Source organism: Paraburkholderia dipogonis, assembly GCF_046027395.1.
In the GTDB taxonomy this organism is placed as follows: domain Bacteria; phylum Pseudomonadota; class Gammaproteobacteria; order Burkholderiales; family Burkholderiaceae; genus Paraburkholderia; species Paraburkholderia dipogonis_A.
In genome coordinates, this window is sequence record NZ_JAQQEG010000013.1 from 138441 (window position 1) to 162301 (window position 23861).

General features: G+C 63.1%; 20 protein-coding genes. 7 read left to right on the forward strand and 13 right to left on the reverse strand.

What is annotated here, in order from left to right:
* Nucleotides 1-81 precede the first annotated feature (81 nt).
* The gene (locus PQR32_RS15365) at nt 82-1029 is read left to right on the forward strand and encodes a sugar-binding transcriptional regulator (RefSeq protein WP_408228070.1); all 948 of its coding nucleotides are present in this window, start codon (nt 82-84) and stop codon (nt 1027-1029) included.
* A gap of 18 nt (nt 1030-1047) precedes the next feature.
* Here PQR32_RS15365 and PQR32_RS15370 read toward each other — a convergent pair whose 3' ends face one another.
* From PQR32_RS15370 to PQR32_RS15400, 7 genes are all read right to left on the reverse strand, one after another.
* Nucleotides 1048-1344, reverse strand: coding sequence for a DUF1330 domain-containing protein (locus tag PQR32_RS15370; RefSeq protein ID WP_106284114.1), 297 nt, complete (start codon nt 1342-1344; stop codon nt 1048-1050).
* Nucleotides 1345-1401: 57 nt separating this feature from the next.
* Nucleotides 1402-2511: an ABC transporter ATP-binding protein gene (locus tag PQR32_RS15375; RefSeq protein ID WP_408228073.1), complete on the reverse strand. Its 1110-nt coding sequence runs from the start codon at nt 2509-2511 to the stop codon at nt 1402-1404.
* A gap of 94 nt (nt 2512-2605) precedes the next feature.
* Nucleotides 2606-3319 carry an HAD family hydrolase gene (locus PQR32_RS15380; protein ID WP_408228076.1) on the reverse strand — a complete coding sequence of 238 codons (714 nt, stop codon included), beginning with the start codon at nt 3317-3319 and terminating at the stop codon, nt 2606-2608.
* A complete protein-coding gene (locus tag PQR32_RS15385) occupies nt 3316-4149 on the reverse strand; it encodes a carbohydrate ABC transporter permease (RefSeq protein ID WP_085966707.1) in 834 nt (277 codons plus the stop codon). The genes PQR32_RS15380 and PQR32_RS15385 overlap by 4 nt, the downstream gene beginning before the upstream one ends.
* 38 nt (nt 4150-4187) lie before the next feature.
* Nucleotides 4188-5123, reverse strand: a complete 936-nt coding sequence (locus PQR32_RS15390) for a carbohydrate ABC transporter permease (protein ID WP_408228079.1) — start codon at nt 5121-5123, stop codon at nt 4188-4190.
* A gap of 164 nt (nt 5124-5287) precedes the next feature.
* On the reverse strand, nt 5288-6610 hold the full coding sequence (locus PQR32_RS15395; protein ID WP_408228082.1) for an ABC transporter substrate-binding protein: 1323 nt from the start codon (nt 6608-6610) through the stop codon (nt 5288-5290).
* A gap of 72 nt (nt 6611-6682) precedes the next feature.
* A complete protein-coding gene (locus PQR32_RS15400; RefSeq protein ID WP_408228085.1) occupies nt 6683-7465 on the reverse strand; it encodes an L-iditol 2-dehydrogenase in 783 nt (260 codons plus the stop codon).
* A gap of 332 nt (nt 7466-7797) precedes the next feature.
* On the opposite strand from PQR32_RS15400, the gene PQR32_RS15405 reads away from it, so the two are divergent.
* The 4 genes from PQR32_RS15405 (at nt 7798) to PQR32_RS15420 (ending at nt 11005) form a co-directional block, all read left to right on the forward strand.
* Nucleotides 7798-8292, forward strand: a complete 495-nt coding sequence (locus PQR32_RS15405) for a Fur family transcriptional regulator (RefSeq protein ID WP_408228088.1) — start codon at nt 7798-7800, stop codon at nt 8290-8292.
* Nucleotides 8293-8353: 61 nt separating this feature from the next.
* On the forward strand, nt 8354-9310 hold the full coding sequence (locus PQR32_RS15410; RefSeq protein ID WP_408228091.1) for a metal ABC transporter solute-binding protein: 957 nt from the start codon (nt 8354-8356) through the stop codon (nt 9308-9310).
* Nucleotides 9307-10230: an ABC transporter ATP-binding protein gene (locus PQR32_RS15415; RefSeq protein WP_408228094.1), complete on the forward strand. Its 924-nt coding sequence runs from the start codon at nt 9307-9309 to the stop codon at nt 10228-10230. The genes PQR32_RS15410 and PQR32_RS15415 overlap by 4 nt, the downstream gene beginning before the upstream one ends.
* Entirely contained in the window at nt 10223-11005 is a 783-nt protein-coding gene (locus PQR32_RS15420) for a metal ABC transporter permease (protein WP_408228097.1), read from the forward strand. Before PQR32_RS15415 ends, PQR32_RS15420 begins: the two co-directional genes overlap by 8 nt.
* A 59-nt stretch (nt 11006-11064) precedes the next feature.
* Here PQR32_RS15420 and fghA read toward each other — a convergent pair whose 3' ends face one another.
* The 3 genes from fghA to PQR32_RS15435 all read right to left on the reverse strand — a co-directional run bounded on the left by fghA (nt 11065) and on the right by PQR32_RS15435 (nt 14686).
* On the reverse strand, nt 11065-11916 hold the full coding sequence (gene fghA, locus PQR32_RS15425) for an S-formylglutathione hydrolase (protein ID WP_408228100.1): 852 nt from the start codon (nt 11914-11916) through the stop codon (nt 11065-11067).
* A 15-nt stretch (nt 11917-11931) separates the two neighbouring features.
* Nucleotides 11932-13038, reverse strand: a complete 1107-nt coding sequence (locus PQR32_RS15430) for an S-(hydroxymethyl)glutathione dehydrogenase/class III alcohol dehydrogenase (protein WP_132373288.1) — start codon at nt 13036-13038, stop codon at nt 11932-11934.
* Between the two features lie 217 nt (nt 13039-13255).
* Complete coding sequence (locus PQR32_RS15435) at nt 13256-14686, reverse strand: xylulokinase (RefSeq protein ID WP_408228103.1); 1431 nt, start codon at nt 14684-14686, stop codon at nt 13256-13258.
* 426 nt (nt 14687-15112) lie between these two features.
* Here PQR32_RS15435 and PQR32_RS15440 point away from each other — a divergent pair, with 426 nt between their 5' ends.
* Nucleotides 15113-16522 (forward strand): nucleobase:cation symporter-2 family protein, encoded by a 1410-nt coding sequence (locus PQR32_RS15440; protein ID WP_408228106.1) that lies wholly within the window; start codon nt 15113-15115, stop codon nt 16520-16522.
* Nucleotides 16523-16679: 157 nt separating this feature from the next.
* Here the strand turns inward: PQR32_RS15440 and PQR32_RS15445 are convergent, their stop codons facing one another.
* From PQR32_RS15445 to PQR32_RS15455, 3 genes are read right to left on the reverse strand one after another with little or no spacing between them, the layout of a single operon-like run.
* Nucleotides 16680-18287, reverse strand: coding sequence for an efflux transporter outer membrane subunit (locus PQR32_RS15445; protein WP_408228109.1), 1608 nt, complete (start codon nt 18285-18287; stop codon nt 16680-16682).
* Nucleotide 18288: 1 nt separating this feature from the next.
* Complete coding sequence (locus PQR32_RS15450) at nt 18289-21510, reverse strand: efflux RND transporter permease subunit (protein ID WP_408228111.1); 3222 nt, start codon at nt 21508-21510, stop codon at nt 18289-18291.
* An 18-nt stretch (nt 21511-21528) separates the two neighbouring features.
* Complete coding sequence (locus PQR32_RS15455) at nt 21529-22758, reverse strand: efflux RND transporter periplasmic adaptor subunit (RefSeq protein ID WP_408228114.1); 1230 nt, start codon at nt 22756-22758, stop codon at nt 21529-21531.
* A 430-nt stretch (nt 22759-23188) separates the two neighbouring features.
* On the opposite strand from PQR32_RS15455, the gene PQR32_RS15460 reads away from it, so the two are divergent.
* Nucleotides 23189-23848, forward strand: a complete 660-nt coding sequence (locus tag PQR32_RS15460; RefSeq protein ID WP_408228246.1) for a TetR family transcriptional regulator — start codon at nt 23189-23191, stop codon at nt 23846-23848.
* Nucleotides 23849-23861 lie beyond the last annotated feature (13 nt).

Genomic DNA, 23861 nt, shown 5'->3' on the forward strand with positions numbered 1-23861 from the left:
CGCGGCCGGTTTCCGCGCTGGGCTTAGTTAAAGCGCGAAGACCGGCTGCTATCATCGGCGCACTTCAAGCGAACCGTCACCGTGCCCAAGTCCACAGAAAAATTAGACCTTGCTACCCGCGCTGCGTGGCTTTACTACGTCGCCGGCAACACCCAGAACGAGATCGCCGAAAAGCTGCAGGTATCGCGCCCGGTCGCGCAACGGCTCGTAGCCTTCGCGGTGGAAAAGAATCTGATTCGCGTGCGCGTCGATCATAAATTGGCCGATTGCCTCGCGCTCGCCGATCAATTGTCCAAGCGCTACGGCCTGAGCATGTGCGAAGTGGTGCCGATCGACAGCGATACGTCCGAGGAAGTCGACCGCAAACTGGCAGTGGCCGGCGCGCAGGTGATGGAGCGCTATCTCGGCGAGGAAAAACCGATGGTGGTCGCGGTGAGCAGCGGCCGCACGCTGAAGGCCGCGGTCGATCAGATCGCGCAACTGGACCGTCCGCAGCACCGGTTGGTGTCGATGGTCGGGGCGATCGCCCAGGACGGCTCCTCGAACCGCTATGACGTCGCGCTGCACATTTCGGAGAAGACGGGCGGCAAGCATTTTCTGCTGCCCGCGCCGCTGCTCGCCGATAGCGAAGCGGAGCGCGCACAGTGGTGCAATCACCGGTTGTATCGGATCGTCGAATCGCTGTCGGCGCAGGCCGACGTGGCGTTCGTCGGCATCGGCAATATCGGGCCGAAATGTCCGCTGCACGAAGACGGCTTCATTACGTCGGCGGAAGTGAAGGAGTTGATGCAGAACGGCGCAGTGGCTGAAATGCTCGGACTGCCGATCGATGCAGCGGGCGCGCACGTCGAATCGCCAACCGGCCGGCGCGTGACGAGTATCGCGCTCGACTCGCCGCCGCGGCGCCCGACCATCGGTTTCGCCGGCGGCCAACGCAAGCGTGAAGCGCTGATCGCGGTGCTCAAAGGCGGCTGGCTTTCGGGACTGGTGACTGATGAATCGTGCGCGAGGGCCGCGCTCGAGGCGTGAGCGGGCGGTCTTGCCGCTCTACATCGCCGTCAGGCCTTCGGTGATGATGATCCGATATTCCCCGCCCTGCAGACGCGTCTCGCTGACGGCCTGATACTCCGGGCTGCGATACCAGGCAATCGCTTCGTCGTAACTGGCGAATTCGAGGATCAGGATTTCGTCGATCGGCGGACCTTCCACCACTTCCTTGCGCCCGTGGCTCGCCAGCATCATCACCGGATGCTGCTCGAAGGTTGCAGGTGCAACCTGTTTGTATTCATCCAGTTTGGCAGGGTCGAGCGTTTTCTCGCGCGTAATGACAACGTAGGCGGCCATGAGCGTTTCCGGAGCGTGATTGAAAGAAAAGCGGCGCGCACGCCGCTTTCCCAATCATCACGCGGCCAGCACTTCGACGATCTTACGCTGGAATGCTTTCCCTGCGCTGTCGAACAGATGGCAGTGCTCCGGCGTGGCGCCGAGTTTTTGCGTCTCGCCTTTGGTATGCCGCTCGAGCGGCGGAATCCGCGCGATCAGTCCATCCGGCGCGACGCTCGATTCCGCGTACAGATACGCCGCGTCGCCGAGCGATTCGATTGCCATGGTGCGGGCCGAGATGCCGTCGTCGGCCATGCCGACATGCAGATGCTCGGGGCGGATGCCGACCGTCACCTTGTCGCCCTGCTTGACCGCCGCCGGTTCCACCGCGACGCGCTGCGTCTCGCCGGTTTCGTAACGCACCGTGACGCCGTCGTGCGTGACCGACTGCACCACCCCTTCCATGAAGTTCATCTTCGGCGAACCGATGAATCCTGCGACGAAACGGTTGGCTGGCGCGTGATACAGCATGGTCGGGCTGCCGACCTGTTCCAGATTGCCCGCCGACAGCACCACGATCTTGTCCGCCAACGTCATGGCTTCGACCTGATCGTGCGTCACGTAGATCATCGTGGTCTTCAGTTCGTCATGCAGACGCGCGAATTCGAGGCGCATTTTCACGCGCAGGGCTGCGTCGAGATTCGACAGCGGTTCGTCGAACAGGAACACCTTTGGCTTGCGCGTGATCGCGCGGCCGATCGCCACGCGCTGACGCTGGCCGCCCGACAACTGTTTCGGCTTGCGATCGAGCAGATGGTCGATGTGCAGGATCTTCGCCGCGTTGCGCACGGCGGCGTCGATTTCCGGCTTCTTGGTGCCGGCCAGTTTCAGGCCGAACGCCATGTTGTCGTACAGCGTCATGTGCGGATACAGCGCGTACGACTGGAACACCATCGCGATGCCGCGCTTGGCGGGTGCAACGTCGTTCACGCGCATGCCGTCGATGGTCAGATCGCCGCCGCTGATATCTTCGAGGCCGGCGATCATCCGCATCAGCGTCGATTTACCGCAACCGCTCGGGCCCACGAACACGACGAACTCGCCGTCCGCGATATCGAGGTTGATGTCGCGCATCACTTCGTTTTCGTCGTACGCCTTCCTGATGTTGCGCAGAGTTACGCTTGCCATGATGTGTCTCCGTGTAATGCTGTGTGTTGCTTGTCCGATGTTTCGGTTGCCTGAGTTTTCCAGGCGGCTACGTTGATTCGCATTTCGATGCCGCTCACGGCGCGGCCGCCGTCGCACTCAGCGTCCATTGCGCGACCAGTTCCGGCAACTGCTGCATGTCGTCGAATACGTGACGCGCGCCGGCTGCATGCAGCTTGTCGATCTGCGCATCGCTCGCATGACCGCCGCCGATGAAGCCGAGCACCGTCATGCCCGCCGCGCTCGCCGCCGTCACGCCGGTGACGCTGTCCTCCACCACGAGGCACGCCGAGGGCGCGAGTCCGAGACCCTTGGCCGCCGCCAGATAGACGTCGGGTGCGGGCTTCGGATTCGGCACCGCATCGGCGCAGAACAGGCGGTCGCCGAAAAACCTCACGAGGCCCGTGCGCGTCAGCACCGTTTCCACATACGGGCGAAAGCTGTTGCTCGCGCAGCCTTTGGTGAGCGGCACCTGAGCCAGCGCGGCTTCGATGCCTTCGACCGTCGGCGCCTGCATCGCCGCTGCTTCCACCGCGCCGCGGATCGCATCGATATCGTCGACGCTGAGGCTTTTGCCGAGCTGCGCCGCGGTGCCTTGCAGCACTTTCTCGATGCGCAGTCCGAGCAGCGGCAGCACGACCGGTTCGACGTCGGTGTCGGGCCAGCGCGCTTCGAGTTCGTGCACCAGCATGCGCGCCGCCACGGCTTCGCTGTCGATCAGCACGCCGTCGCAATCGCAGATCAGTGCGAAATTGCCGGCGAGCGTGCTTCCACTCGTGCCTGCCGTCATTTGACCGCCCCGAAGGTAAGGCCACGCACCAGTTGCTTCTGCGACAGCCAGCCGACGATCAGGATCGGCGCGACCGCCAGCAGCGAAGCGGCGGACAGCTTCGCCCAGAACAGACCTTCAGGACTCGAATACGACGCGATGAACACGGTCAGCGGCGCGGCATTCGAACTCGACAGGTTGATGCTCCAGAACGCTTCGTTCCACGACAGGATCACGAGCAGCAGCGCCGTCGATGCGAGCCCAGGCAGCGACATCGGCATCAGCAGATAGACGATTTCCTGCCAGGTCGCGGCGCCGTCGATCCGCCCGGCTTCGAGAATGTCGCGCGGAATTTCAGCGAAGTACGTGAACGACATCCACACCGCGATCGGTAAATTGATCAGGGTGTAGACGATCACGAGGCCCGACACCGAATCCAGCAGCCCGCTGTTTTTCCACAGCAGATAAATCGGCACCAGCACGCCGACCGACGGCATCATCTTGGTCGACAGCATCCACAGCAGCACTTTCTGCGTGCGGCGGGTCGGGAAGAACGCCATCGCATATGCAGCCGGCACCGCGAGAATCAGGCACAGAATCGTCACGCCCGCGGAGATCAGTATCGAATTCCACGCGAACGAAAAGTAATTGCTGCGCGCGAATACCTCGCGAAAGCTATCGAGCGTCGGGATGAAAAACAGCGACGACGCATAGGCTTGCTGCTCCGTCTTGAATGCGGTGATCGTCATCCAGAAGATCGGAAAGAACAGCAGCAGGGCGACGAGCCAGGCGATCACGCCAGGAATGCCGCGTCGGATCGCGGCGAACGGCGACTTCGCCGGCACCGTCATGGCAGTCGAGTTCGACACCGGGGTAGAGGCAACGTGGCTCATTTTTCGTACTCCCCTTTAAGGTTCTTCGCGAGCATCCGCACCAGGAAGAACGACACGATATTGGCCAGCACGACAGCGAGAATGCCGCCCGCCGACGCGAGACCGACGTCGAACTGTTGCAGGCCCAGCGAATAGATCAGGTACGACAGGTTGGTGGTCGCGGTGCCCGGACCGCCGCCCGTGGTCGTATAGATTTCGGCGAAGATCGACAGCAGGAAAATCGTCTCCATCATCACCACCACCGCAATTGCCCGTTTCAGGTGAGGCAGCGTGATGTAGAAGAACATCGAGAACGGACCCGCGCCGTCGATGCGCGCCGCCTCCTTCTGCTCCTGATCCAGCGACTGGATCGCCGTGAACAGAATCAGGAAAGCAAACGGAAGCCACTGCCACGCGACAATCATGATCACCGCCGTCAGCGGATATTGCGCGAACCAGTCGATCGGCGTCATGCCCATGGCGCGCATGCCCTGCGCGATCAGGCCATACACCGGATGCAGGATCATGTTCTTCCAGATCAGCGCGCTCACAGTCGGCATCACGAAGAACGGCGCGATGGCGAGCAACCGCGCGACTCCCTGGCCGTAGAACTTGCGGTCGAACAGGATCGCCATCAGCACGCCGCCGACCACCGTGATCACGAGGACTGAGATGATCAGTTCGAGCGTGTGACCGATCGAAGGGCCGAACGACGGATCGCTGGCGAGGTATTTATAGTTGTCGAAACCCGCGAAGCCTTTCAGATCCGGATTCAACAGGTTGTAGCGCGAGAACGAAAACCAGATCGTCATCGCGAGCGGAATTGCCATCCACAGCACGAGTACCGCGACCGAAGGCGTGACTAGCCAGCGGGCGGAATTGGCCTTACGGGTTTCGCGTTCTTTTTCTGTCTGGGGATGGGCATGCATGATAGGTAGGCGCAGAGGACGCATGATTGACCACCTGTTCGGTAATGCGCGGACCGCCGCCCGAAGCCACATGAAAGCCGCGGCGACACATTGCGATGTCGCGGCGCATGCGCGGCGGGGACGGCCCGCTGTGCTGCGTGGGCCGGCTGACGGGCGTCAGCCGGCGCGGGCCACGTAACTACCGTGGCTTACTTCTGGTAACCGGCCTGCTTCACCGCGCGATCCGCAGTGGCGTTGCCGGCTGCCAGTGCCTGATCGATCGTCATCTGACCGGCAATCGCGCCGGAGATGCTCTGACCGACCACGGTACCGAACGACTGGAACTCAGGAATCCCGACGAACTGCACACCGGTGTACGGCACCGGCTTGAGCGTCGGATGCTCCGGATCCGCCGTTTCGATCGCCTTCAGCACGAAGTCGCCGAACGGAGCGGCCTGCTTGTACTCCGGGCGCGCGTAGGTGGATTTACGCGTTCCCGGCGGCACCGAGGCCCAGCCTTCGTCCTTCGCGACCAGTTCGATGTATTGCTTCGACGTGGCCCACGTGATGAACTTCTTCGCCGCGTCAGGCTGCTTCGACGACTTCGGAATCGCCAGCGCCCAGGCCCACAGCCAATGCGAACCCTTCGGCGTGACCGCGATCGGTGCCGCGGCGAAACCGACCTTGTCCGCGATCTGCGATTGCTGCTTGTTGTAGAGCATGCCGGCGGCAACCGTGGCGTCGATCCACATGCCGCACTTGCCGGAGGACATCAGCGTGAGGTTTTCGTTGAAGCCGTTCGAGCTCGCTCCCGGAGGGCCGTCCTTCTTCAGCAGATCGACGTAGAAGGTCATCGCCTTTTTCCACTCCGGCGAGGTGAGCTGCGCGTTCCACTTCTCGTCGAACCAGCGGCCGCCGAAGGTGTTCACCACCGTCGTGCCGTAGGCCATGTTCTCGCCCCAGCCCGCCTTGCCGCGCAGACAGATGCCGTAAATGCCGTTGGCCTTGTCGGTGAGCTTGTCGGCGAATTGCGCGATCTGGTCGTAGGTCGGCTGATCGGGCATCTTCAGACCCTTGGCCGCGAACAGATCCTTGCGGTAGTACGTCATCGAGCTTTCGACGTAGAACGGCAGCGCGTACAACTGGCCACCGTTAGAGAGGCCGTCGCGCGCCGTCTTCACGACGTCGTTCAGATCGTAGTCAGCAGGCAGATTGGTGAGCGGCGTGAGCCAGCCGCGCTTGCCCCATTGCGGCGTTTCGTACGCGCCGATCGTCATCACGTCGAACTGGCCGCTGCCGGTCGTGATGTCGGTGGTGGCGCGCTGACGCAGCACGTTTTCTTCGAGAATCACCCAGTTCAGCTTGATGTCCGGATTCGCCTTTTCGAATTCGGGCGAGAGCTTCTTCAGCTCGATCATGTCCGGATTGTTCAGCGTGGCGATCGTCACCGTGGCCGCCGACGCGCTCAATGCAAAGCATGCGACAGCGCCGGCACTGACCGCCTTTAGCGTGGATTTGAGAGCTGGCTTCATGTGTTGTCTCCTTTCTCGTACGTTATGTAGTGCAGCGTTTGTTCTACGAAAATGACGATGAACGGCGCGGACTCAGCTCATCCAGTTGCCGCCGTCGACGTTCAGGGTTTGCGCGGTGATGTAGTCGGCATCCGCCGACGCGAGGAACAGGGCGGCGCCGGTCAGATCGTCCGGCACACCCATGCGGCCGAGCGGCACCGCTTCACCGACAAGGCGTTTCTTCTCGCCGAGCGGCCGGTTTTCATAGCGGGCGAAGAGCGCGTCGACTTCGTTCCACATCGGCGTATCGACGACGCCCGGCGCGATGCCGTTCACATTGATCTTGTGCGGCGCAAGCGCCAATGCCGCGGATTGCGTGTAGCTGAGCACGGCCGCCTTGGTCGCGCAGTAGTGCGACACGAGCGCCTCGCCGCGCCGTCCCGCTTGCGACGACATATTGATGATCTTGCCGCCACGCCCCTGCTCGACCATCTTTTGCGCAACGGCTTGCATCAGGAAGAACATGCCCTTCACGTTGACCGCGAAGAGGCGGTCGAACACATCCCAGGATTCGTCGAGGATCGGGCGCATGTCGAAGAGCGCCGCGTTGTTGAACAGAATGTCGATCTGACTGAAACGCTCCAGCGTGCTCGCTACGATGCGCTGGATATCGTCGCGGCGCGTGACGTCGGCGGTCACGGTCAACACGCGCTCACCGTAAGCGGCACGCAATGTGTCGCCGAAACTGTCCGCCGGCTTCACGTCTACCAGCACGCAGCGCGCGCCTTCGTCCAGATACCGGCGGGCCACGGCGTCACCGATTCCGCTTGCCGCGCCAGTCAGAATGGCCACCTTGTCTTGCAATCGTGCCGCCACTGCTTGTCTCCGGTTCGTTTCGCTTCTTGAGGCGCGGTGAGCGAACGCTCATTGCGCGAACAATTGCTCTGTTAGTGATCGAATGATCGGATACGCACCGGGTCATGTCAAGGCGCCCGAGCAGATTTCGATGGTGCAGCGCGGCAGGACGCCGGCACTCCTCGCCTGCGTCGAACAACACTAATACGAGAAATCGAAGACAGCCAATTTGCTTTCTGCGTGCCCCTCTGACAAAAATTCGAGATACGTTATATCATTGCGACCTTGCTTCGCTTCGAAGCCGCTTGATCGCTATTTCGCTTGCTTGCCATTTCGTCAGGAGCACCTCGCCGATGGCCACATCGATTGCAGAACACCATGCCGTGCGGCTCGCGCATGCCGAAGCGCATGCCACGTTGCACGGGCTCGCGCTGACGCCGCTGCGTCGTCAGGTGTACGCGGCGATCGTCGCCAGCGAGCGGCCGGTCGGCGCTTACGAACTGCTCGACGCGCTCGAGCCGCAACGCGGCCGCGTGCCGCCCACGACCGTCTATCGCGCGCTGGATTTTCTGCTCGCGCACGGCTTCGTGCATCGGATCGAATCGAAAAATGCGTTCGTCGCCTGCTGCGAAGTCGGCGTGCCGCATCGCAGCCAGTTTCTGATGTGCGACGGCTGCGGCGCGACCGTCGAGATTCCAGGCGACGACCTCGCCGAACAGTTGTCGCATAGCGCGCCGGCGCATGGTTTCGAGGTGCATCGGCAGGTGGTCGAACTGAGCGGTCTGTGCGCGCTGTGTGCCCGCGCAGCACGGCCTGCGGGTGCTTCCGTCGGCACAAAGCCGGCGTAGATCCGGCGCGCCCTTCCTCACGTTGGTGATTCATTCAACTCTCACGCAGCAGGACACAACAATGAAGAATTTCGGCTCGATGTTGAACGAGGCGCAGCGTGCGCTGAAGCTGTCGAAGTACGTTGTCGTGAGCGCCGCCGTGCTCGCCTTCGGCCACGCCGCGATGGCTGCGGACGCAAAAATTCCGGTGGTTGCGGCGGAGAATTTTTACGGCGACGTCGTGCAGCAACTCGGCGGCGATCGCGTCGACGTGACAAGCATTCTCAGCAATCCGGACCAGGACCCGCATCTGTTCGAAGCCAGCCCTAAGACCGCGCGTGCGCTGCAGCATGCGAGCCTTGTGGTCTACAACGGCGCCGACTACGACCCGTGGATGGCAAAATTGCTGGCGGCGTCGAAGGGCGCGAAGCGTGTCACGATCGTCGCCGCCGATCTCACCGGCAAGAAGGGCGGCGACAATCCGCACCTCTGGTACGACCCGGCGACCATGCCGAAAGTGGCGCGCGCGGTGAGCGAGGCGCTCGTCGCGGCTGACCCGGCGCACAAGTCGGCGTACGATGCGAACCTCGCGACGTTTCTCGATTCGCTGAAACCGGTCGACGCCAAGATCGCCGAGCTGCATGGCCGCTACGCCGGCGTGCCGGTCACGGCGACCGAACCGGTGTTCGGCTACATGTCCGACGCGGTGGGCCTGACCATGCGCAATCTGCGCTTCCAGCTCGCCACCATGAACGACACCGAAGCCAGCGCGGCCGATATCGCCGCGTTCGAACGCGATCTGCGTGAGAAGCGCGTCCGTGTTCTGATCTATAACAGCCAGGCAACCGAGGCCCTGACCCAACGCATGTTGAAGCTCGCGCAGCAATCGAAGGTGCCGACCATGAGCGTCACCGAGACCGAACCGGCCGGCAAGACCTATCAGACGTGGATGCTGACGCAGCTCGACGCGCTGGGCACGGCACTGGCAGCGGGCGACGCGAACGCAGCGGCTTCAGGCGCGAAAGGAAAAACCCAATGACCCAAACTGGCCGCAGCGCGCCGGCGCCCGTGCTCGAACTCGAGCACGTGACGCTCGAACTCGGCGACCGCACGATTCTGCGCGACACCGGCTTCGTGGTGAACCAGGGCGAATTCATCGGCGTGCTCGGGCCGAACGGCGCGGGCAAGACGACGCTGATGCGCGCCGTGCTCGGTCTCGTGCCCGCTGCCCAAGGCACGATCCGCGTGCTGGGACAACCGGTCGAGCGCGGCAATGCGTCGATCGGCTATATGCCACAGACGCGCAGCGCGCTCGCCGGACGCCGCGTGCGCGGCCGCGATTTCGTCGCGATGGCCGCCGACGGCCATCGTTGGGGTTTGCCGCATGCGGACGCCGCCACGCGCGCCGATGTCGAGCGCGTGCTCGATCTGGTGGGCGGCCGCAAGCTGGCCGAGCGGCCGTTGTCGGAACTGTCGGGCGGCGAGCGTCAGCGGCTGCTGCTCGCGCAATGCCTGCTCGGCAACCCGAAACTGCTGTTGCTCGACGAACCGCTGATCAGCCTCGACCCGCATCATCAGAAGAGCGTGGTCGAACTGGTGCGGCGCGTGCAGCAGGAACTCGGCATCGCCGTGCTGTTTTCGGCGCATGAACTGAACCCGCTGCTGCACGCGTTGGATCGCGTGCTGTATCTCGGCAGCGGCGTGGCGGCGCTCGGCACCGTCGACGAAGTGATCACGCGGCCGGTCCTGTCGCGGCTCTACGGCTCGCCCATCGACGTGATGCGCGTGAACGGCCGCATCTTCGTGATGTCGGGCGACGTCGAAGTGGAAAAGCACGATCACGAGCACGAACACGACGAGAACGGCGGCCACAGCCACTCGCATTCCCATTCGCATGGCCACTCGCACAGCCACTCACATCAGCACGACTCACGCGACGGACACACGCACGATGTTTGAATACGATTTCATGGTGAACGCATTCGCGGCGTCGGGGATCGTCGCGGTGCTGGCCGGCGTGGTGGGCTATTTTCTGGTGATGCGCGGACAGACCTTCGCGGGCCACGCGCTCTCGCACGTCGGCTTCACCGGCGCGACCGGCGCGGTGCTGATCGGCATTTCGCCGATCTGGGGGATGATCGGCTTCACGCTCGCGGCGGGCGTCGGCATGGGCGCGCTCGGTGAGCGCCTCGCGGGACGCGACGTGGCGATCGGCGTGATCCTCTCGCTGTCGCTTGGCTTCGGCTTGTTGTTCCTGCACTTCTTCACCGCGTACGCGACCCAGGTCACCGCGCTGCTGTTCGGCAACGTGCTCGGCGTGAATGCGTCGACGCTCGGCGTGCTGGCGGGTCTCGGCGTCGTGAGTTTGCTGGCGCTCGCGGCGATCATGCGGCCGCTGCTGTTCGCTTCGTTGCAGCCGGAACTGGCCGAAGCCAAGGGCGTGTCGCTGCGCCTCGTGTCCGTGCTGTTTCTCGCGATTGCCGCGCTCGCTGTGGCGGCGTGTACGCAGATCGTCGGCGTGCTGCTGGTGTTCACGCTGATGGTCGGCCCGGCCGCCGCCGCGCAAAACGTGACGACTCGGTTATCAGCGGGCCTCGTGCTTGCCGCTGTGTTTGCGCTGCTGCAAGCGTGGCTCGGTTTGACGCTCGCGTTCTACACGGATTGGCCGACGAGCTTCTGGATCACCGTGCTGTCCGCGCTGGTGTATGGCGGGAGTTTGTTGAGACGGCATTGAACTGCCGAGGATGAGGGCGGCGGCGCATCCGCACACCACCGCCATCATCCTGCGAGACTTCAGCCGACCAGCACCTTCGCGTGATGCGCGAGATGATCCTCGATGAACGTCGAGATGAAGTAATACCCGTGGTCGTAGCCCGCGTGACGGCGTAGCGTCAGCGGCTGACCCGCGGCCTGGCAAGCGGCTTCGAACACATCCGGATTCAGTTGCTCAGCGAGGAACTGATCCGCGAGTCCCTGATCGACCAGAATCCCTTCCGGGAACTTGCGCGACGCACGCGCGACCAGTAGGCTCGCGTCGTACTGTTTCCACGCTTCGCGGTCTTCGCCCAGATAGCCGCTGAATGCCTTTATGCCCCACGGACACTGTGAAGGCGCAGCAATCGGCGCGAACGCCGACACCGACCGATAGATCTCCGGATTGCTCAGCGCCAGCATCAAAGCGCCGTGACCGCCCATCGAATGCCCGAAGATGCCCAGACGCGCGCCGTCCACCGGCAGATTCGCGAGCACCGTTTCGCGCAGTTCGTCCCGCACGTACGAGTACATCCGGTAATGCTGCGCCCACGGCTGCTGCGTGGCGTCGACGTAAAAGCCCGCTCCCACGCCGAAGTCCCACGCCGCGCTTTCGCCCGGCACGCCCGCACCGCGCGGACTGGTATCCGGCGCGATCAACGCGATGCCGTGCTGCGCGGCGAAACGTTGCGCGCCGGCTTTGACCGGAAAGGTCTCTTCGGTGCATGTGAGACCCGCGAGATAGAACAGCGCGGGCACGTTCGCATTGGCCTGCAAAGCCTGCGGCGGCAGATAGATGGAGAAGCGCATCGGCAGGCCGATGGTCTGCGAGTCGTGCCGATAGATGCGCTGCTCGCCGCCATGACAGGCATGCGATGACAAGAGTTCGAGCATGGCGAGGCTCCTGGTTCAGTACAGCACGACCGAGCGGATCGACTCGCCCTTCTTCATCAGATCGAAGCCCTCGTTGATGCGTTCGAGCGGCAGACGGTGCGTGATCAGATCGTCGATATTGATCTTGCCTTCCATGTACCAGTCGACGATCTTCGGCACGTCCGTGCGGCCGCGCGCGCCGCCGAATGCCGAACCTTTCCACTCGCGCCCCGTCACCAACTGGAACGGCCGCGTGCTGATCTCCTCGCCCGCAGCCGCCACGCCGATAATGAACGACTGGCCCCAGCCTTTGTGCGTGCATTCGAGCGCCTGACGCATCACCTTGGTGTTGCCGATGCATTCGAACGAGTAGTCCGCGCCGCCATCGGTCAACTGCACGATGTGATCGACCACGTTCTCGACTTCGTTCGGGTTGATGAAGTGCGTCATGCCGAACTTCTTCGCGAGTTCGACGCGGCCCGGATTGATGTCGACGCCGATGATCTTGTCCGCACCGACCATCTTCGCGCCCTGGATCACATTCAACCCGATGCCGCCGAGACCGAACACCACGACGTTCGCACCCGCCTCGACCTTCGCCGAATACACGACCGCGCCGACGCCCGTCGTCACGCCGCAGCCGATGTAGCAGATCTTGTCGAACGGCGCGTCTTCACGCACCTTGGCGACCGCGATTTCCGGCACGACGATGTAGTTCGAAAACGTGGACGTGCCCATGTAGTGAAACAGCGGCTTGCCATCGAGCGAGAAACGCGAGGTCGAGTCAGGCATCAAACCCTTGCCTTGCGTGGAACGGATCGCCTGACAAAGATTGGTCTTGCGCGACAGACAGAACTTGCACTGACGGCATTCCGGCGTGTACAGCGGAATGACGTGATCGCCCTTCTTCAGCGTGCCGACGCCCGGGCCCGTATCGACGATCACGCCCGCGCCTTCATGCCCGAGAATCGCCGGGAAGATGCCTTCCGGGTCCGCGCCGGAGAGCGTGTAGTAATCGGTATGGCAGATGCCCGTGGCCTTCACTTCGATCAGGACTTCACCGGCGCGCGGCCCTTCCAGATCGACTTCCTCGATCGTCAACGGCGCGCCGGCTTTCCATGCGATTGCTGCTTTGGTCTTCATCGTGAATGCTCCTGTGAGTCTGTCAAGGCAAGGCGCGTCGCGGCGGACTGCGTTGCGGCGCGCTTGTGTTGCAATTCGGTGCTGCGGTTGATTCGGGCGCCCTTGAGGGCGTCATTGCCACGCGGCGCAATGTGCCGAGCCATACCTTGGCGCGCGAGAAACGTCATGGTATTGCAAAGTGCGTCACGGCATGTCTGAACCTGACATGGCCTTCCGCTCACCGCGACGGCGTGTCCGTGAACCATGTTTCGACTCGTCCGTAGAGATCGAGAAAGCGCGCGTAGCGCTCGGCGAGCGCCGCGTCGCCTTGCGGACCGGCGACACGCGTCGCGCCCGGCGCGAGCGTGGCGAGATCGCGCGCGTGCCAGTGCCCGCTTGCGAGGCCACCGAGAATGGCCGCGCCACGCGGCGCCGCGTTCGGACAATCCACCGCGTGGAGTTCGACATTCAGCGCATCGGCAAGCAACTGCCGCCAGCGGGCGTCGACGGAACCGCCTCCTGCGAGCTTCAATGTGATCACCGTCGCGCCGCTCGCGCGAATCGCATCGAGCCCTGCGCGCAATGAAAATGCGACGCCTTCGAACGCGGCGCGCATCATCGTGCCACGCGTGTGATCGAGGGCGAGGCCGAGCCAGCCGCCGCGCGCCGTCGGATTGAGCCAGGGCGTGCGTTCGCCGGTGAGGTATGGCAGGAACGTGAGTCCGGATGCCACCGATGCATCGGCAAACGCATCACGATACGCATCGGCCCATTCATACGACAGCCACCCGCGCGCACGTTCGAGCGCAATGCCGACGTTCTGCATCGCCGCCATGCGATACCAGTGATCGCTCGCCGCGCGATAGCGATGCAAGCCCTTGAGCGCCGCGGGCGCGTGCTCGGCAAGCACGACGATCTGTCCGCCGGTGCCGGTGGTGAGCAACGCGTCGCCGTCGCGCGCAAGGCCACTGCCGAGTGCGGCGCAAGGCGTGTCGGCAGCGCCGGTCGCGAGCACGATGCCGGCGCGCAAACCCAGCGCCTGCGCCGCCTTCTCCGACAACGTGCCACCCGCGGCATAAGACGGCGCCAGCGGCGCAAACCATTCACGCGGAATTTCGAGTCGATCGAGCAGGGCTACGTCCCACACGCCGGCCGGATCGGCGAGCGCGGTCGCGCAGGCGTCGGACGGGTCGGTCGCCACCGCGCCACCCAACGCGACGCGCAGCCAGTCTTTCGGTTGCAGCGCCCAGCGCGTGCGGCTCGCGGACTGCGGTTCGTGCAACACGATCCATCGCAGCAGCGGACCAGCCATACCCGGCGCAACCGGATTCGGCTGCGGCTCGGGCCACGCAGCCAGCAAAGCCAGCGCACGCGTGTCGGGCCACAGCATCGCGGGCCGCACAGCCTCGCCCGCTTCATCGATCAACACGACGCCGTGCATCTGCCCGGAAAAGCCGATGGCCTGCACGTCGCGGCGCAATCCGTCGGGCAAACGTGCGGCGGCTTCACATAGCGCGCGCCACCATGTTTGCACCGAGGTCTCCGCCCAACCCGTGTGCGGCGTTTCGATTGGATAAGCGACGCTCGCCACCGCCTGCTCGCGACCGTTTTCGTCGACGATTGCTACTTTAAGGGAACCGGTGCCGAGGTCGATGCCGAGAAAACTCATGGGCGATAGAGCGTCAAATGGAGGAAGGATATGAGCGCGCGAAAGCTGCCCGAAAAGCGCATTTTTCCGCGCCGTCGCAGCGCCTGGGAAACGCACGCAAACGCACGCCGAAAATCCCGAATCGCGGGTTAACCCGCCTGCGCCGCGAGCCACATCAAAACAGGACTATGCGATGAGCGAGATACACCTCATTGATTCTCACACATATCGCGTCAAACAGGACTCGCGCGATGCACAGCCTCGCATCGCCACTGCAAGGGGCTGACCGCCGATGGACCAGTCCCGCATATTTCTTTTGGCTTTCAAACGACCCCCGCGCATATCGTCCCCGGGAATGCCGGAATAGGCCCCAGTGGTCTTGTTGTGCTTTTTCGTCCCCGATACCTTGGAGCCATCCCAAAAACCCAGATGGTGGAGACAGACGATATGCAATCGAACACGGTTCACCCGTGCGACGAGCGACTGCCCGCAGGCCAGTTGCTCACCCTCGGCATTCAGCACGTTTTGGTGATGTATGCCGGTGCAGTCGCGGTGCCGCTGATCATCGGCGCGGCGCTCAAGTTGCCGAAAGACCAGATCGCGTTCCTGATCAGCGCCGATCTGTTCTCCTGCGGCATCGCCACGTTGATTCAGACGCTCGGGCTGTGGATTTTCGGCATTCGTCTGCCGGTCATCATGGGCTGCACGTTCGCGGCGGTCGGGCCGATGGTCGCGATCGGCACCAATCCCTCGCTCGGCATTCTCGACATCTTCGGCTCGACGATCGCGGCCGGTGTGGTCGGTATCCTGCTCGCGCCGGCGGTCGGCAAATTGCTGCGCTTCTTCCCGCCCGTCGTGATCGGCGTGGTGATCTCGGTGATCGGTTTGTCGCTGATGGAAGTCGGCATCAACTGGGCGGCCGGCGGCGTGGGCAATCCCGATTACGGCAATCCGATCTATCTCGGCCTGTCGCTGATCGTGCTGATGCTGATTCTGCTGATCAACAAGTTCGCCAAGGGCTTCCTCGCCAATATTTCGGTGCTGCTCGGCATCGTCGCGGGCTTCGTGATCGCGCTGGCGCTCGGCCGCGTCAACATGGACGGCGTTACGCACGCACCGTGGGTCGGCTTCGTCATGCCGTTCCACTTCGGCCTGCCGCACTTCGATCCGCTGTCGATCGCGACGATGGTCACCGTGATGTTCGTCACCTTCATCGAATCGACCGGTATGTTCCTCGCGGTCGGCGACATGGTCGATCGTCCGGTCGATCAGAAAGCGCTGGTGCGCGGTCTGCGTGTCGACGGCCTGGGCACGTTGATCGGCGGCATCTTCAACTCGTTTCCGCATACCTCGTTCTCGCAGAATGTCGGCCTGATCGGCGTGACCGGCGTGAAGAGCCGCTTTGTCTGCGCGATGGGCGGCGTCATCCTGGTGCTGCTGGGCCTGTTCCCGAAGATGGCGCAAGTGGTGGCGTCGGTGCCGGCGTTCGTGCTCGGCGGCGCAGGTATCGTGATGTTCGGCATGGTCGCGGCGAACGGCATCAAGGTGCTCGCGAAGGTGGACTTCGTGAAGAACCACCACAATCTGTTCATCGTAGCGGTCAGTATCGGCATGGGTCTTGTGCCGGTGGTGTCGCCGCACTTCTTCTCGCGCCTGCCGCCGGCCCTGACGCCGCTGCTGCATAGCGGGATTCTGCTGGCCTCCGTGTCGGCGGTCGTGCTGAACCTGATCTTCAACGGCGTGAAGAGCGAGAAGAAGGCGCAGTGCGAAATTCGCAGCGCCGGCCATGATTTCGACGGACGCGGCGGCAACGAACCGCGTCGCGACGAGATGCTGCGCGCAGCGGATCTGCACTGAGCGGCACGCAACGCTTAGGCACCCGCGCGAACGAGAGATCGCGCGAGCGCTACGGATAAAAAAACGCCACGGCATGCCGTGGCGTTTTTTATGTTCGACTGCGCAAGGCGGTTTCTGCTGAAACTAAAACCGCTCTACGCGCCCGAGGCTACCCGTCTTAACCCGCCGTGGCCGCCGAAGCCGCCACCGGCGCGCTCGCCGCACCGTAGTCGACCGGTGCATCGGCCGGACGCGGCTGCTCGCCGTTGTGTTCGATCCAGCCGCCGCCGAGTGCCTGATACAACGTCACAAGGTTCTGAAGACGTTCCATCCGGGCAACCACCAACAACTGCTGCGCTTGATACAGATCGGTCTGCGCGATCAGCACCGCCAGATAACTGTCGACGCCGTTCGTGTAACGCAGATTCGACAGATCCAGCCGGCGTTGTTCCGCAAAGGTATTGCGCTCCAGCGCCTGGATCTGCTGATCGTACGTGCCGCGTGCCGCCAGTCCGTCCGCCACATCGCGGAAGGCCGATTGGATCGCTTTTTCGTACGTGGCGATCTGGACTTTTTTCTGGATGTTGGCGAGATCGAGGTTGGCGAGATTCTGTCCGCCCTCGAAGATCGGCAGCGTGATCGACGGCGCGAAGCTCCACGCCGCCGAACCCGGCTTGAACAGACCGCCCAGCGACGGGCTCAGCGTACCGAAGCTGCCAGTCAGCGAGACCTTCGGGAAGAACGCCGCGCGCGCCGCGCCAATGTTCGCGTTGGCGGCCAGCAGATTCTCTTCGGCCTCCATGATGTCCGGACGGCGTGTCAGCAGATCGGACGGCAGGCCCGCCGGAATATCCGTGAGGAGATTCTGGTTGTCCAACGTCATGCCCGGCGGCAGGTCGTCCGGCAACGGCTCGCCGACCAGCAGCACGAGTGCGTTATCCGCCTGCGCCCGCAGACGCTGCTGCTGCTGCAGGTTGGCCGAAGCCTGCTCGACCACCGTTTGCGACTGACGCAGATCAAGTTCCGAGCCCGTGCCGTTGTCGAACTGCAGCTTGGCGATCCGATACGATTCCTGCGAGGTCTTCAACGTGTTCTCGGTGACCTTCAACAGATCGTCGAGTTCGAGCACCGTCATGTACTGGTTCGCCACCTGCGAGACTAGCGAGATTTCCGCCGCCTTGCGCGCCTGAGCCGTGGCCAGGTACTGCGCCAACGCCTGATCCTTCAGGCTCTGAATCCGCCCGAAGAAGTCGATTTCCCACGACGCGTTCAGACCGACCGAGTACGAGTTGGAAATCGTCTGGTCGAAGAACGACAGGTCTTTCGGCGTACGCGACTTGCTTTGCGAAGCCGAAGCGTCGAGCGTCGGGAACAAGCCGGCACGAACGATCCGGAACTGCGCCGCCGACGCCTGCATGTTCAGCACCGACACGCGCAGATCGCGGTTGTTCTTCAGCGCGATCTCGATCAGCCGCTGCATGCGCGGATCGACAAAGAAATCGCGCCAGCCGATATCCGCCGCGGCCTGGCCGTTCGCGCTACGCGCGGCATTTGTCGCGCCGGGCTGTTGCTTGCCCGCCTGGGTCGCGCCGGGCTGTTGCTTGCCCGCCTGGGTCGCGTCGGTCTGGCTCGCGCCCGGTTGGGTCGCGCCCGGCTGCGTGTCGTACACGCCGCCGGTCGGGAAGGTGCTCGTCGTGGGCACGGCGGGGCGCTCGTACTTCGGCGCCATCGTGCAACCCGCGGCGAACAGCGCGACCGCCACTGCAATCAGAGAGTGTTTTTGCATCTCAATGTCCGTCCTTGCCCGAGCCTTCATCAGCCGACCCGCCAGCCGAACCGCCGCCTTGGCCGTCATGCGGATGGTGCTGGTTGTAGTGTGCGAGCGCCTCATCCGGGTCTTCCTTCTCACCGCCGAATTTCGCGCGGATCACGACGAAGAACATCGGGATCATGAAAATGGCGAGGAAGGTCGCCGTCAACATCCCGCCGATCACGCCGGTACCGATCGCGTGCTGGCTGGCCGAACCGGCGCCGTTACTGATCGCGAGCGGCATCACGCCGAGAATGAACGCGAGCGACGTCATCAGAATCGGACGCAACCGCAGACGCGCTGCTTCCAGCGCGGCCTCGATCGGCCCCATGCCTTCACCCTGCTGCAGCTCGCGGGCGAATTCCACGATCAGAATCGCGTTCTTCGCCGACAGACCGACCGTGGTCAACAGACCCACCTGGAAGAACACGTCGTTCTCGAGCCCGCGCAGCGTAGCGGCCAGCAGTGCGCCGATCACGCCGAGCGGCACCACCATGATCACCGAGAACGGGATCGACCAGCTTTCATACAGTGCCGCGAGACACAGGAACACGACGAGGATCGAGATGCCGTACAAAATCGGCGCCTGCGAACCGGACTGGCGTTCCTGCAGCGACAGGCCCGTCCACTCGTAGCCGACACCCGCCGGCAGCTTTGCCACGAGCGCTTCCATCGCCGTCATGGCCTGACCGGTCGACTTGCCCGGTGCCGCCGCGCCCTGGATTTCCACCGCGGAAATACCGTTGTAGCGTTCCAGCTTCGGCGAACCGTAGGTCCACGTGCCGCTGGCGAACGACGAGAACGGCACCATGCCACCCGCGGTATTGCGCACGTACCAAACGTTCAGGTCTTCCGGTTTCATACGGAACGGAGCATCGCCTTGCAGATACACCTTCTTGATCCGGCCGTCGGTATCGAGAAAGTTGTTCACGTACTGCGACGCCCACGCGATCGAGAACGTCTGGTCGATCGCGGCCAGCGACACGCCGAGCGCCGAAGCCTTCTCGTGGTCGATATCCACCTTGAACTGCGGCGTGTCGTTCAGGCCGTTCGGACGCACCTGAGCCAGCGTCGGATCTTTCGCCGCCATGCCCAGCAACATATTGCGTGCTTCCATCAGCTTTTCGTGACCGACGCCCGCGCGATCCTGCAATTCGAAGTCGAAGCCCGCGGCCGTGCCGAGTTCAGGAATCGACGGCGGATTCACCGGATATACCAGCGCGTTCTTGTAGCTGCCGAAGTGCATGAAGAGACGGCCCACGAGCGCCTGCACCTTCTGATCCGAGTGCTGACGTTGCGAATAATCCTTCATCCGCACGAACACGAGGCCCGCGTTCTGACCGCGACCGGCGAAGCTGAAGCCGTTCACCGTGAAAGTCGATTCGACGATGCTCTTCTCGGTATTGAGCAGGTAGTCGGACACGTCCTTCAGCGCGCGCGCCGTGGTTTCCTGCGTCGAGCCCGACGGCGTTTGCACCAGCACGAACATCGTGCCCTGGTCTTCGTCAGGCAGGAACGACTTCGGCAGCTTCACGAATAGCAGGCCGACCGCGAAGATCACCACCATATAGATGATCAGCCAACGGCCCGAGCGCTTGATCACGTGGTGCACGCCCGAGTGATACTTGTCGCGGCTCTTGTTGAAGGTGCGGTTGAACCAACCGAAGAAACCGGTGGTTTTTTCCTCGTGACCCTTTTCGATCGGCTTGAGGATCGTCGCGCACAATGCCGGCGTCAGAATCAACGCGACCAGCACGGACAGCACCATCGCCGCCACGATCGTCAGCGAGAACTGCCGGTAAATCGCGCCGACCGAGCCGCCCGAGAACGCCACCGGCACGAACACCGCCGACAGCACGAGCGCCACGCCGACCAGCGCGCCGGTAATCTGATCCATCGCCTTGCGGGTGGCGTCACGAGGCGATAAGCCCTCCTCCTGCATCACCCGCTCGACGTTTTCCACCACCACGATCGCATCGTCCACCAGCAAGCCGATGGCTAGCACCAGCCCGAACATGGACAGCGTGTTGATCGAGAAACCCACCAGACCCATGATCGCGAACGTGCCCAGCAGCACCACCGGCACGGCGATCGTCGGGATCAGCGTGGCGCGCAGGTTCTGCAGGAACAGGTACATGACCAGGAACACCAGCACGATACCTTCGAGCAGCGTCTTGACCACTTCTTCGATCGACAGGCGCACGAACGGCGTGGTGTCGTACGGATACTGCACCACCAGACCGTGCGGGAAGTACTTCGACAGTTCGGCGACCTTCGCGCGCACCGCCTTGGCGGTGGCCAGCGCGTTCGCGCCGGTAGCGAGCTGAATACCGAAGCCTGCCGTCGGCTGACCGTTGTACTTGGTGTCGAAGTTGTAGTTTTCGCCACCCAGCTCGATGCGCGCCACGTCCTTGATGCGGACTTGCGAGCCGTCCGGGTTCACCTTCAGCAGCACGTTGCCGAACTGTTCAGGCGTGTTGAGCAGCGTGGCTTCCGTGATGGTGGCCTGCAGCACCTGGCCCGGCACCGACGGCGTGCCGCCGAGCGAACCGCCCGCGACCTGGACGTTCTGCGCCGTCAGCGCGGCTTCCACATCCACCGGCGTCAAGCCGAAGTTGGTAAGCTTGTTCGCGTCCAGCCAGACCCGCATGGCGTACTGCGAACCGAACAGCGTCACCGTGCCCACGCCGTCGATACGGCTGACCGGATCCTGAATGTTCGACGCGACGTAGTTCGCCAGGTCGTACTTGCTCATGCTGCCGTCTTCGGACACGAACGCCATGACCAGCAGGAAGCTGCTGCTCGACTTCGTGACCTTGGTGCCCAACTGTTGCACGGCTTGCGGCAAGAGCGGCGTGGCGAGCTGCAGCTTGTTCTGCACCTGCACCTGCGCAATGTCAGGATTGGTACCGGCCGCGAACGTCAGCGTGATGGTTGCCGTACCCGAGTCGTCCGACGTGGACGACAGATACAGCAAGTGGTCGAGACCACTCATCTGCTGCTCGATCACCTGCGTGACGGTGTTTTCCACCGTCTTCGCCGATGCGCCCGGGTACGTTGCGCTGATCTGCACGGCCGGCGGCGCGATCGTCGGGTATTGCGCGATCGGCAACGTGAAGACCGACGCGATACCCGCGAGCATCAGAATAATGGCGATCACCCATGCAAAAATCGGGCGATCAATGAAGAACTTTGCCATGAGGCGGGCTCCCTGTTATTACGCGCCCGATGCGGCGGAGGCAGGTTGTGCTGTCTGCGCACCGCTGGCGGCCGGCGCGGCCTGAGCAGCTGCGCCGGAAGCGGGTGTGGCGGGAAGTTGCGCGGCAACGGTCTTGACCTGCGTGCCGGGTTTCGCCTTGTCGGTACCCTGCACGATCACGCGGTCGCCCGGATTCAGGCCGCTTTCGACGACCCAGTTCGAACCGTACGTGCCCGAGGTGACCAGCTGACGCAACACGACCTTGTTGTCGTTACCGACGACCAGCGCGGTCGGCTGACCCTTCTGGTCATGCGTGACGCCGACTTGCGGCACGACGAGCGCGTTTTCGTTGACGCCCTCTTCGATGCGCGCACGCACGAACATGCCCGGCAGCAGCACCTTGTCCGCGTTCTTGAAGATTGCGCGCACCGTGACCGAACCGGTGCCCTGGTCCACCGTCACGTCGGTGAACTGCAGCTTGCCTTTCTCCGAATAGGTGCGGCCGTCTTCGAGAATCAGCGACACCTTGGCGGCGTCCGGACCCGTGGTCTTCAGGCGCCCTTCCTGCATGTCGCGGCGCAGTTTCAGACCGTCGAGACTCGATTGCGTCAGGTCCACATAGACCGGGTCGAGTGTCTGCACGGTGGCCATCAACGTGGCGGCGCTCGCCTGCACGTAGGCGCCCGGCGTGACCTGCGAGATGCCGACCTGGCCGCTCACCGGCGAAATCACATCCGTATAGCCCAGATTGATCTGCGCCGTGTCGACCGCCGCCTTGCCTGAGGCGACGTCAGCCACGGCCTGGCCTTGCGAGGCCACCGCGTTGTCGTAGTCCTGCTTGCTGACCGCATTGGCCGCCACCAGCACCTTGTAACGGTTGGCTTGCGCGGTGACCGACGCGAGGTTGGCCTGGGCCTTCGCCAAGGTCGCCTTGGCGTTATTCAGCGTGGCGATGTACGGCGCCGGGTCGATCTTGTACAGACGTTGACCCGCTTTGACCTGGCTGCCTTCCGTGAACTCGCGGCGCAACACAATGCCGTCGACCCGCGCGCGCACTTGCGCCACGAGGAAAGCACTGGTGCGGCCGGGCAATTCGGTGACGACGGGCACGGCCGTCGGCTGAACGGTGACGACGCCAACTTCGGGCGTTTGGGGCGGCGGGGCAGATTGTTTTGGTCCGCACGCTGCCAGCAATACGGCAGCCGTCGCGGCACTGATTAAGCGGAATGGAACCCGTTCGACGCGCATGGAGCGACCTCTGTCTAAGACTGAGAATGAAAAAGTGCGCGCATCCCTACCCCGGGGACGACAGCGCACACATGCGTCTCGCGACGCTTGACCGGACACCCGCGGACGCAAACCGAACCTGCAGGGCATCCTGAGCGAAATGCGCCATACCGGGGAAATGCCGCACGGCGCCGCCCGTCTGGGCACGGCGCGAAGAGCGTTTTGAAAGGCAACAGTGACGGATATTAACGTTTCGTCACGGCTTGGGCTATCCGATCGTGGGATGCTATTATATATACATTCACGAATGCATGTAAAAGTGCGTTTATATCTCTTGCTGGCGGGGGGCTTGCAAGATCGCTTCGCAATTCGCTTAACGGTAGACGGATTGTCACTGGGCGTACTTAAAAACGCTCGGGAAAACCCCACAATCAGGGCAGGTCATTCCAACATGGTCAGAAGAACCAAAGAAGAGGCGCAGGAGACGCGCAACAGCATTCTCGACGCGGCCGAACGGGTTTTCTTCGAGAAAGGCGTATCGCGCACGTCGCTTGCCGACATCGCGCAGGCCGCCGGCGTCACACGTGGTGCCATCTACTGGCACTTCGCACATAAAAGCGATCTGTTTACTGAAATGTTCGACCGCGTGCTTTTGCCGCTGGACGAACTCAAAGCCGCTTCGCAAGATCCCAACGAGCCCAATCCGCTTGGGCGTCTAATGGAAATCTGCACAGTCTGCCTGCGCGACACCGCGAACGACCCGCGTCGCCGGCGGGTGTTCGACATCCTGTTTCTGAAATGCGAGCTGGTCGAGGAAATGGGCCCGGTGATGGTCCGCTATCAGACCAACATGCGCGAAGGACTCAAGAAAATCGAGGGCGGTCTGCGCAACGCCATCTCCAAAGGGCAACTGCCCGCGGATCTGGATACGAAGCTGGCGGCGGCGATGGTGCATGCGTTTGTCAGCGGCTCGCTGCGCGACATGCTGTTTCTGCCCGACGCCACGGATTTCGGCGCGCATGCCGTGCAGATGGTCGAAGGTATGTTCGACGCGCTGAAGCTGAGCCCAGCGTTGCGCAACGGCCATGCACAGCGGACAGGCGGCGGTTAGTTATCTGTCTGGC

What these genes read in the sequence shown, in the direction of transcription:
- PQR32_RS15370 (WP_106284114.1), bottom strand. Translation starts at nt 1,344, where the DNA reads ATGGCCGCCTACGTTGTCATTACGCGCGAGAAAACGCTCGACCCTGCC.
- PQR32_RS15375 (WP_408228073.1), bottom strand. Translation starts at nt 2,511, where the DNA reads ATGGCAAGCGTAACTCTGCGCAACATCAGGAAGGCGTACGACGAAAAC.
- PQR32_RS15380 (WP_408228076.1), bottom strand. Translation starts at nt 3,319, where the DNA reads ATGACGGCAGGCACGAGTGGAAGCACGCTCGCCGGCAATTTCGCACTG.
- PQR32_RS15385 (WP_085966707.1), bottom strand. Translation starts at nt 4,149, where the DNA reads ATGACGGTGCCGGCGAAGTCGCCGTTCGCCGCGATCCGACGCGGCATT.
- PQR32_RS15390 (WP_408228079.1), bottom strand. Translation starts at nt 5,123, where the DNA reads ATGCGTCCTCTGCGCCTACCTATCATGCATGCCCATCCCCAGACAGAA.
- PQR32_RS15395 (WP_408228082.1), bottom strand. Translation starts at nt 6,610, where the DNA reads ATGAAGCCAGCTCTCAAATCCACGCTAAAGGCGGTCAGTGCCGGCGCT.
- PQR32_RS15405 (WP_408228088.1), top strand. Translation starts at nt 7,798, where the DNA reads ATGGCCACATCGATTGCAGAACACCATGCCGTGCGGCTCGCGCATGCC.
- PQR32_RS15410 (WP_408228091.1), top strand. Translation starts at nt 8,354, where the DNA reads ATGAAGAATTTCGGCTCGATGTTGAACGAGGCGCAGCGTGCGCTGAAG.
- PQR32_RS15415 (WP_408228094.1), top strand. Translation starts at nt 9,307, where the DNA reads ATGACCCAAACTGGCCGCAGCGCGCCGGCGCCCGTGCTCGAACTCGAG.
- PQR32_RS15420 (WP_408228097.1), top strand. Translation starts at nt 10,223, where the DNA reads ATGTTTGAATACGATTTCATGGTGAACGCATTCGCGGCGTCGGGGATC.
- fghA (WP_408228100.1), bottom strand. Translation starts at nt 11,916, where the DNA reads ATGCTCGAACTCTTGTCATCGCATGCCTGTCATGGCGGCGAGCAGCGC.
- PQR32_RS15430 (WP_132373288.1), bottom strand. Translation starts at nt 13,038, where the DNA reads ATGAAGACCAAAGCAGCAATCGCATGGAAAGCCGGCGCGCCGTTGACG.
- PQR32_RS15435 (WP_408228103.1), bottom strand. Translation starts at nt 14,686, where the DNA reads ATGAGTTTTCTCGGCATCGACCTCGGCACCGGTTCCCTTAAAGTAGCA.
- PQR32_RS15440 (WP_408228106.1), top strand. Translation starts at nt 15,113, where the DNA reads ATGCAATCGAACACGGTTCACCCGTGCGACGAGCGACTGCCCGCAGGC.
- PQR32_RS15445 (WP_408228109.1), bottom strand. Translation starts at nt 18,287, where the DNA reads ATGCAAAAACACTCTCTGATTGCAGTGGCGGTCGCGCTGTTCGCCGCG.
- PQR32_RS15450 (WP_408228111.1), bottom strand. Translation starts at nt 21,510, where the DNA reads ATGGCAAAGTTCTTCATTGATCGCCCGATTTTTGCATGGGTGATCGCC.
- PQR32_RS15455 (WP_408228114.1), bottom strand. Translation starts at nt 22,758, where the DNA reads ATGCGCGTCGAACGGGTTCCATTCCGCTTAATCAGTGCCGCGACGGCT.
- PQR32_RS15460 (WP_408228246.1), top strand. Translation starts at nt 23,189, where the DNA reads ATGGTCAGAAGAACCAAAGAAGAGGCGCAGGAGACGCGCAACAGCATT.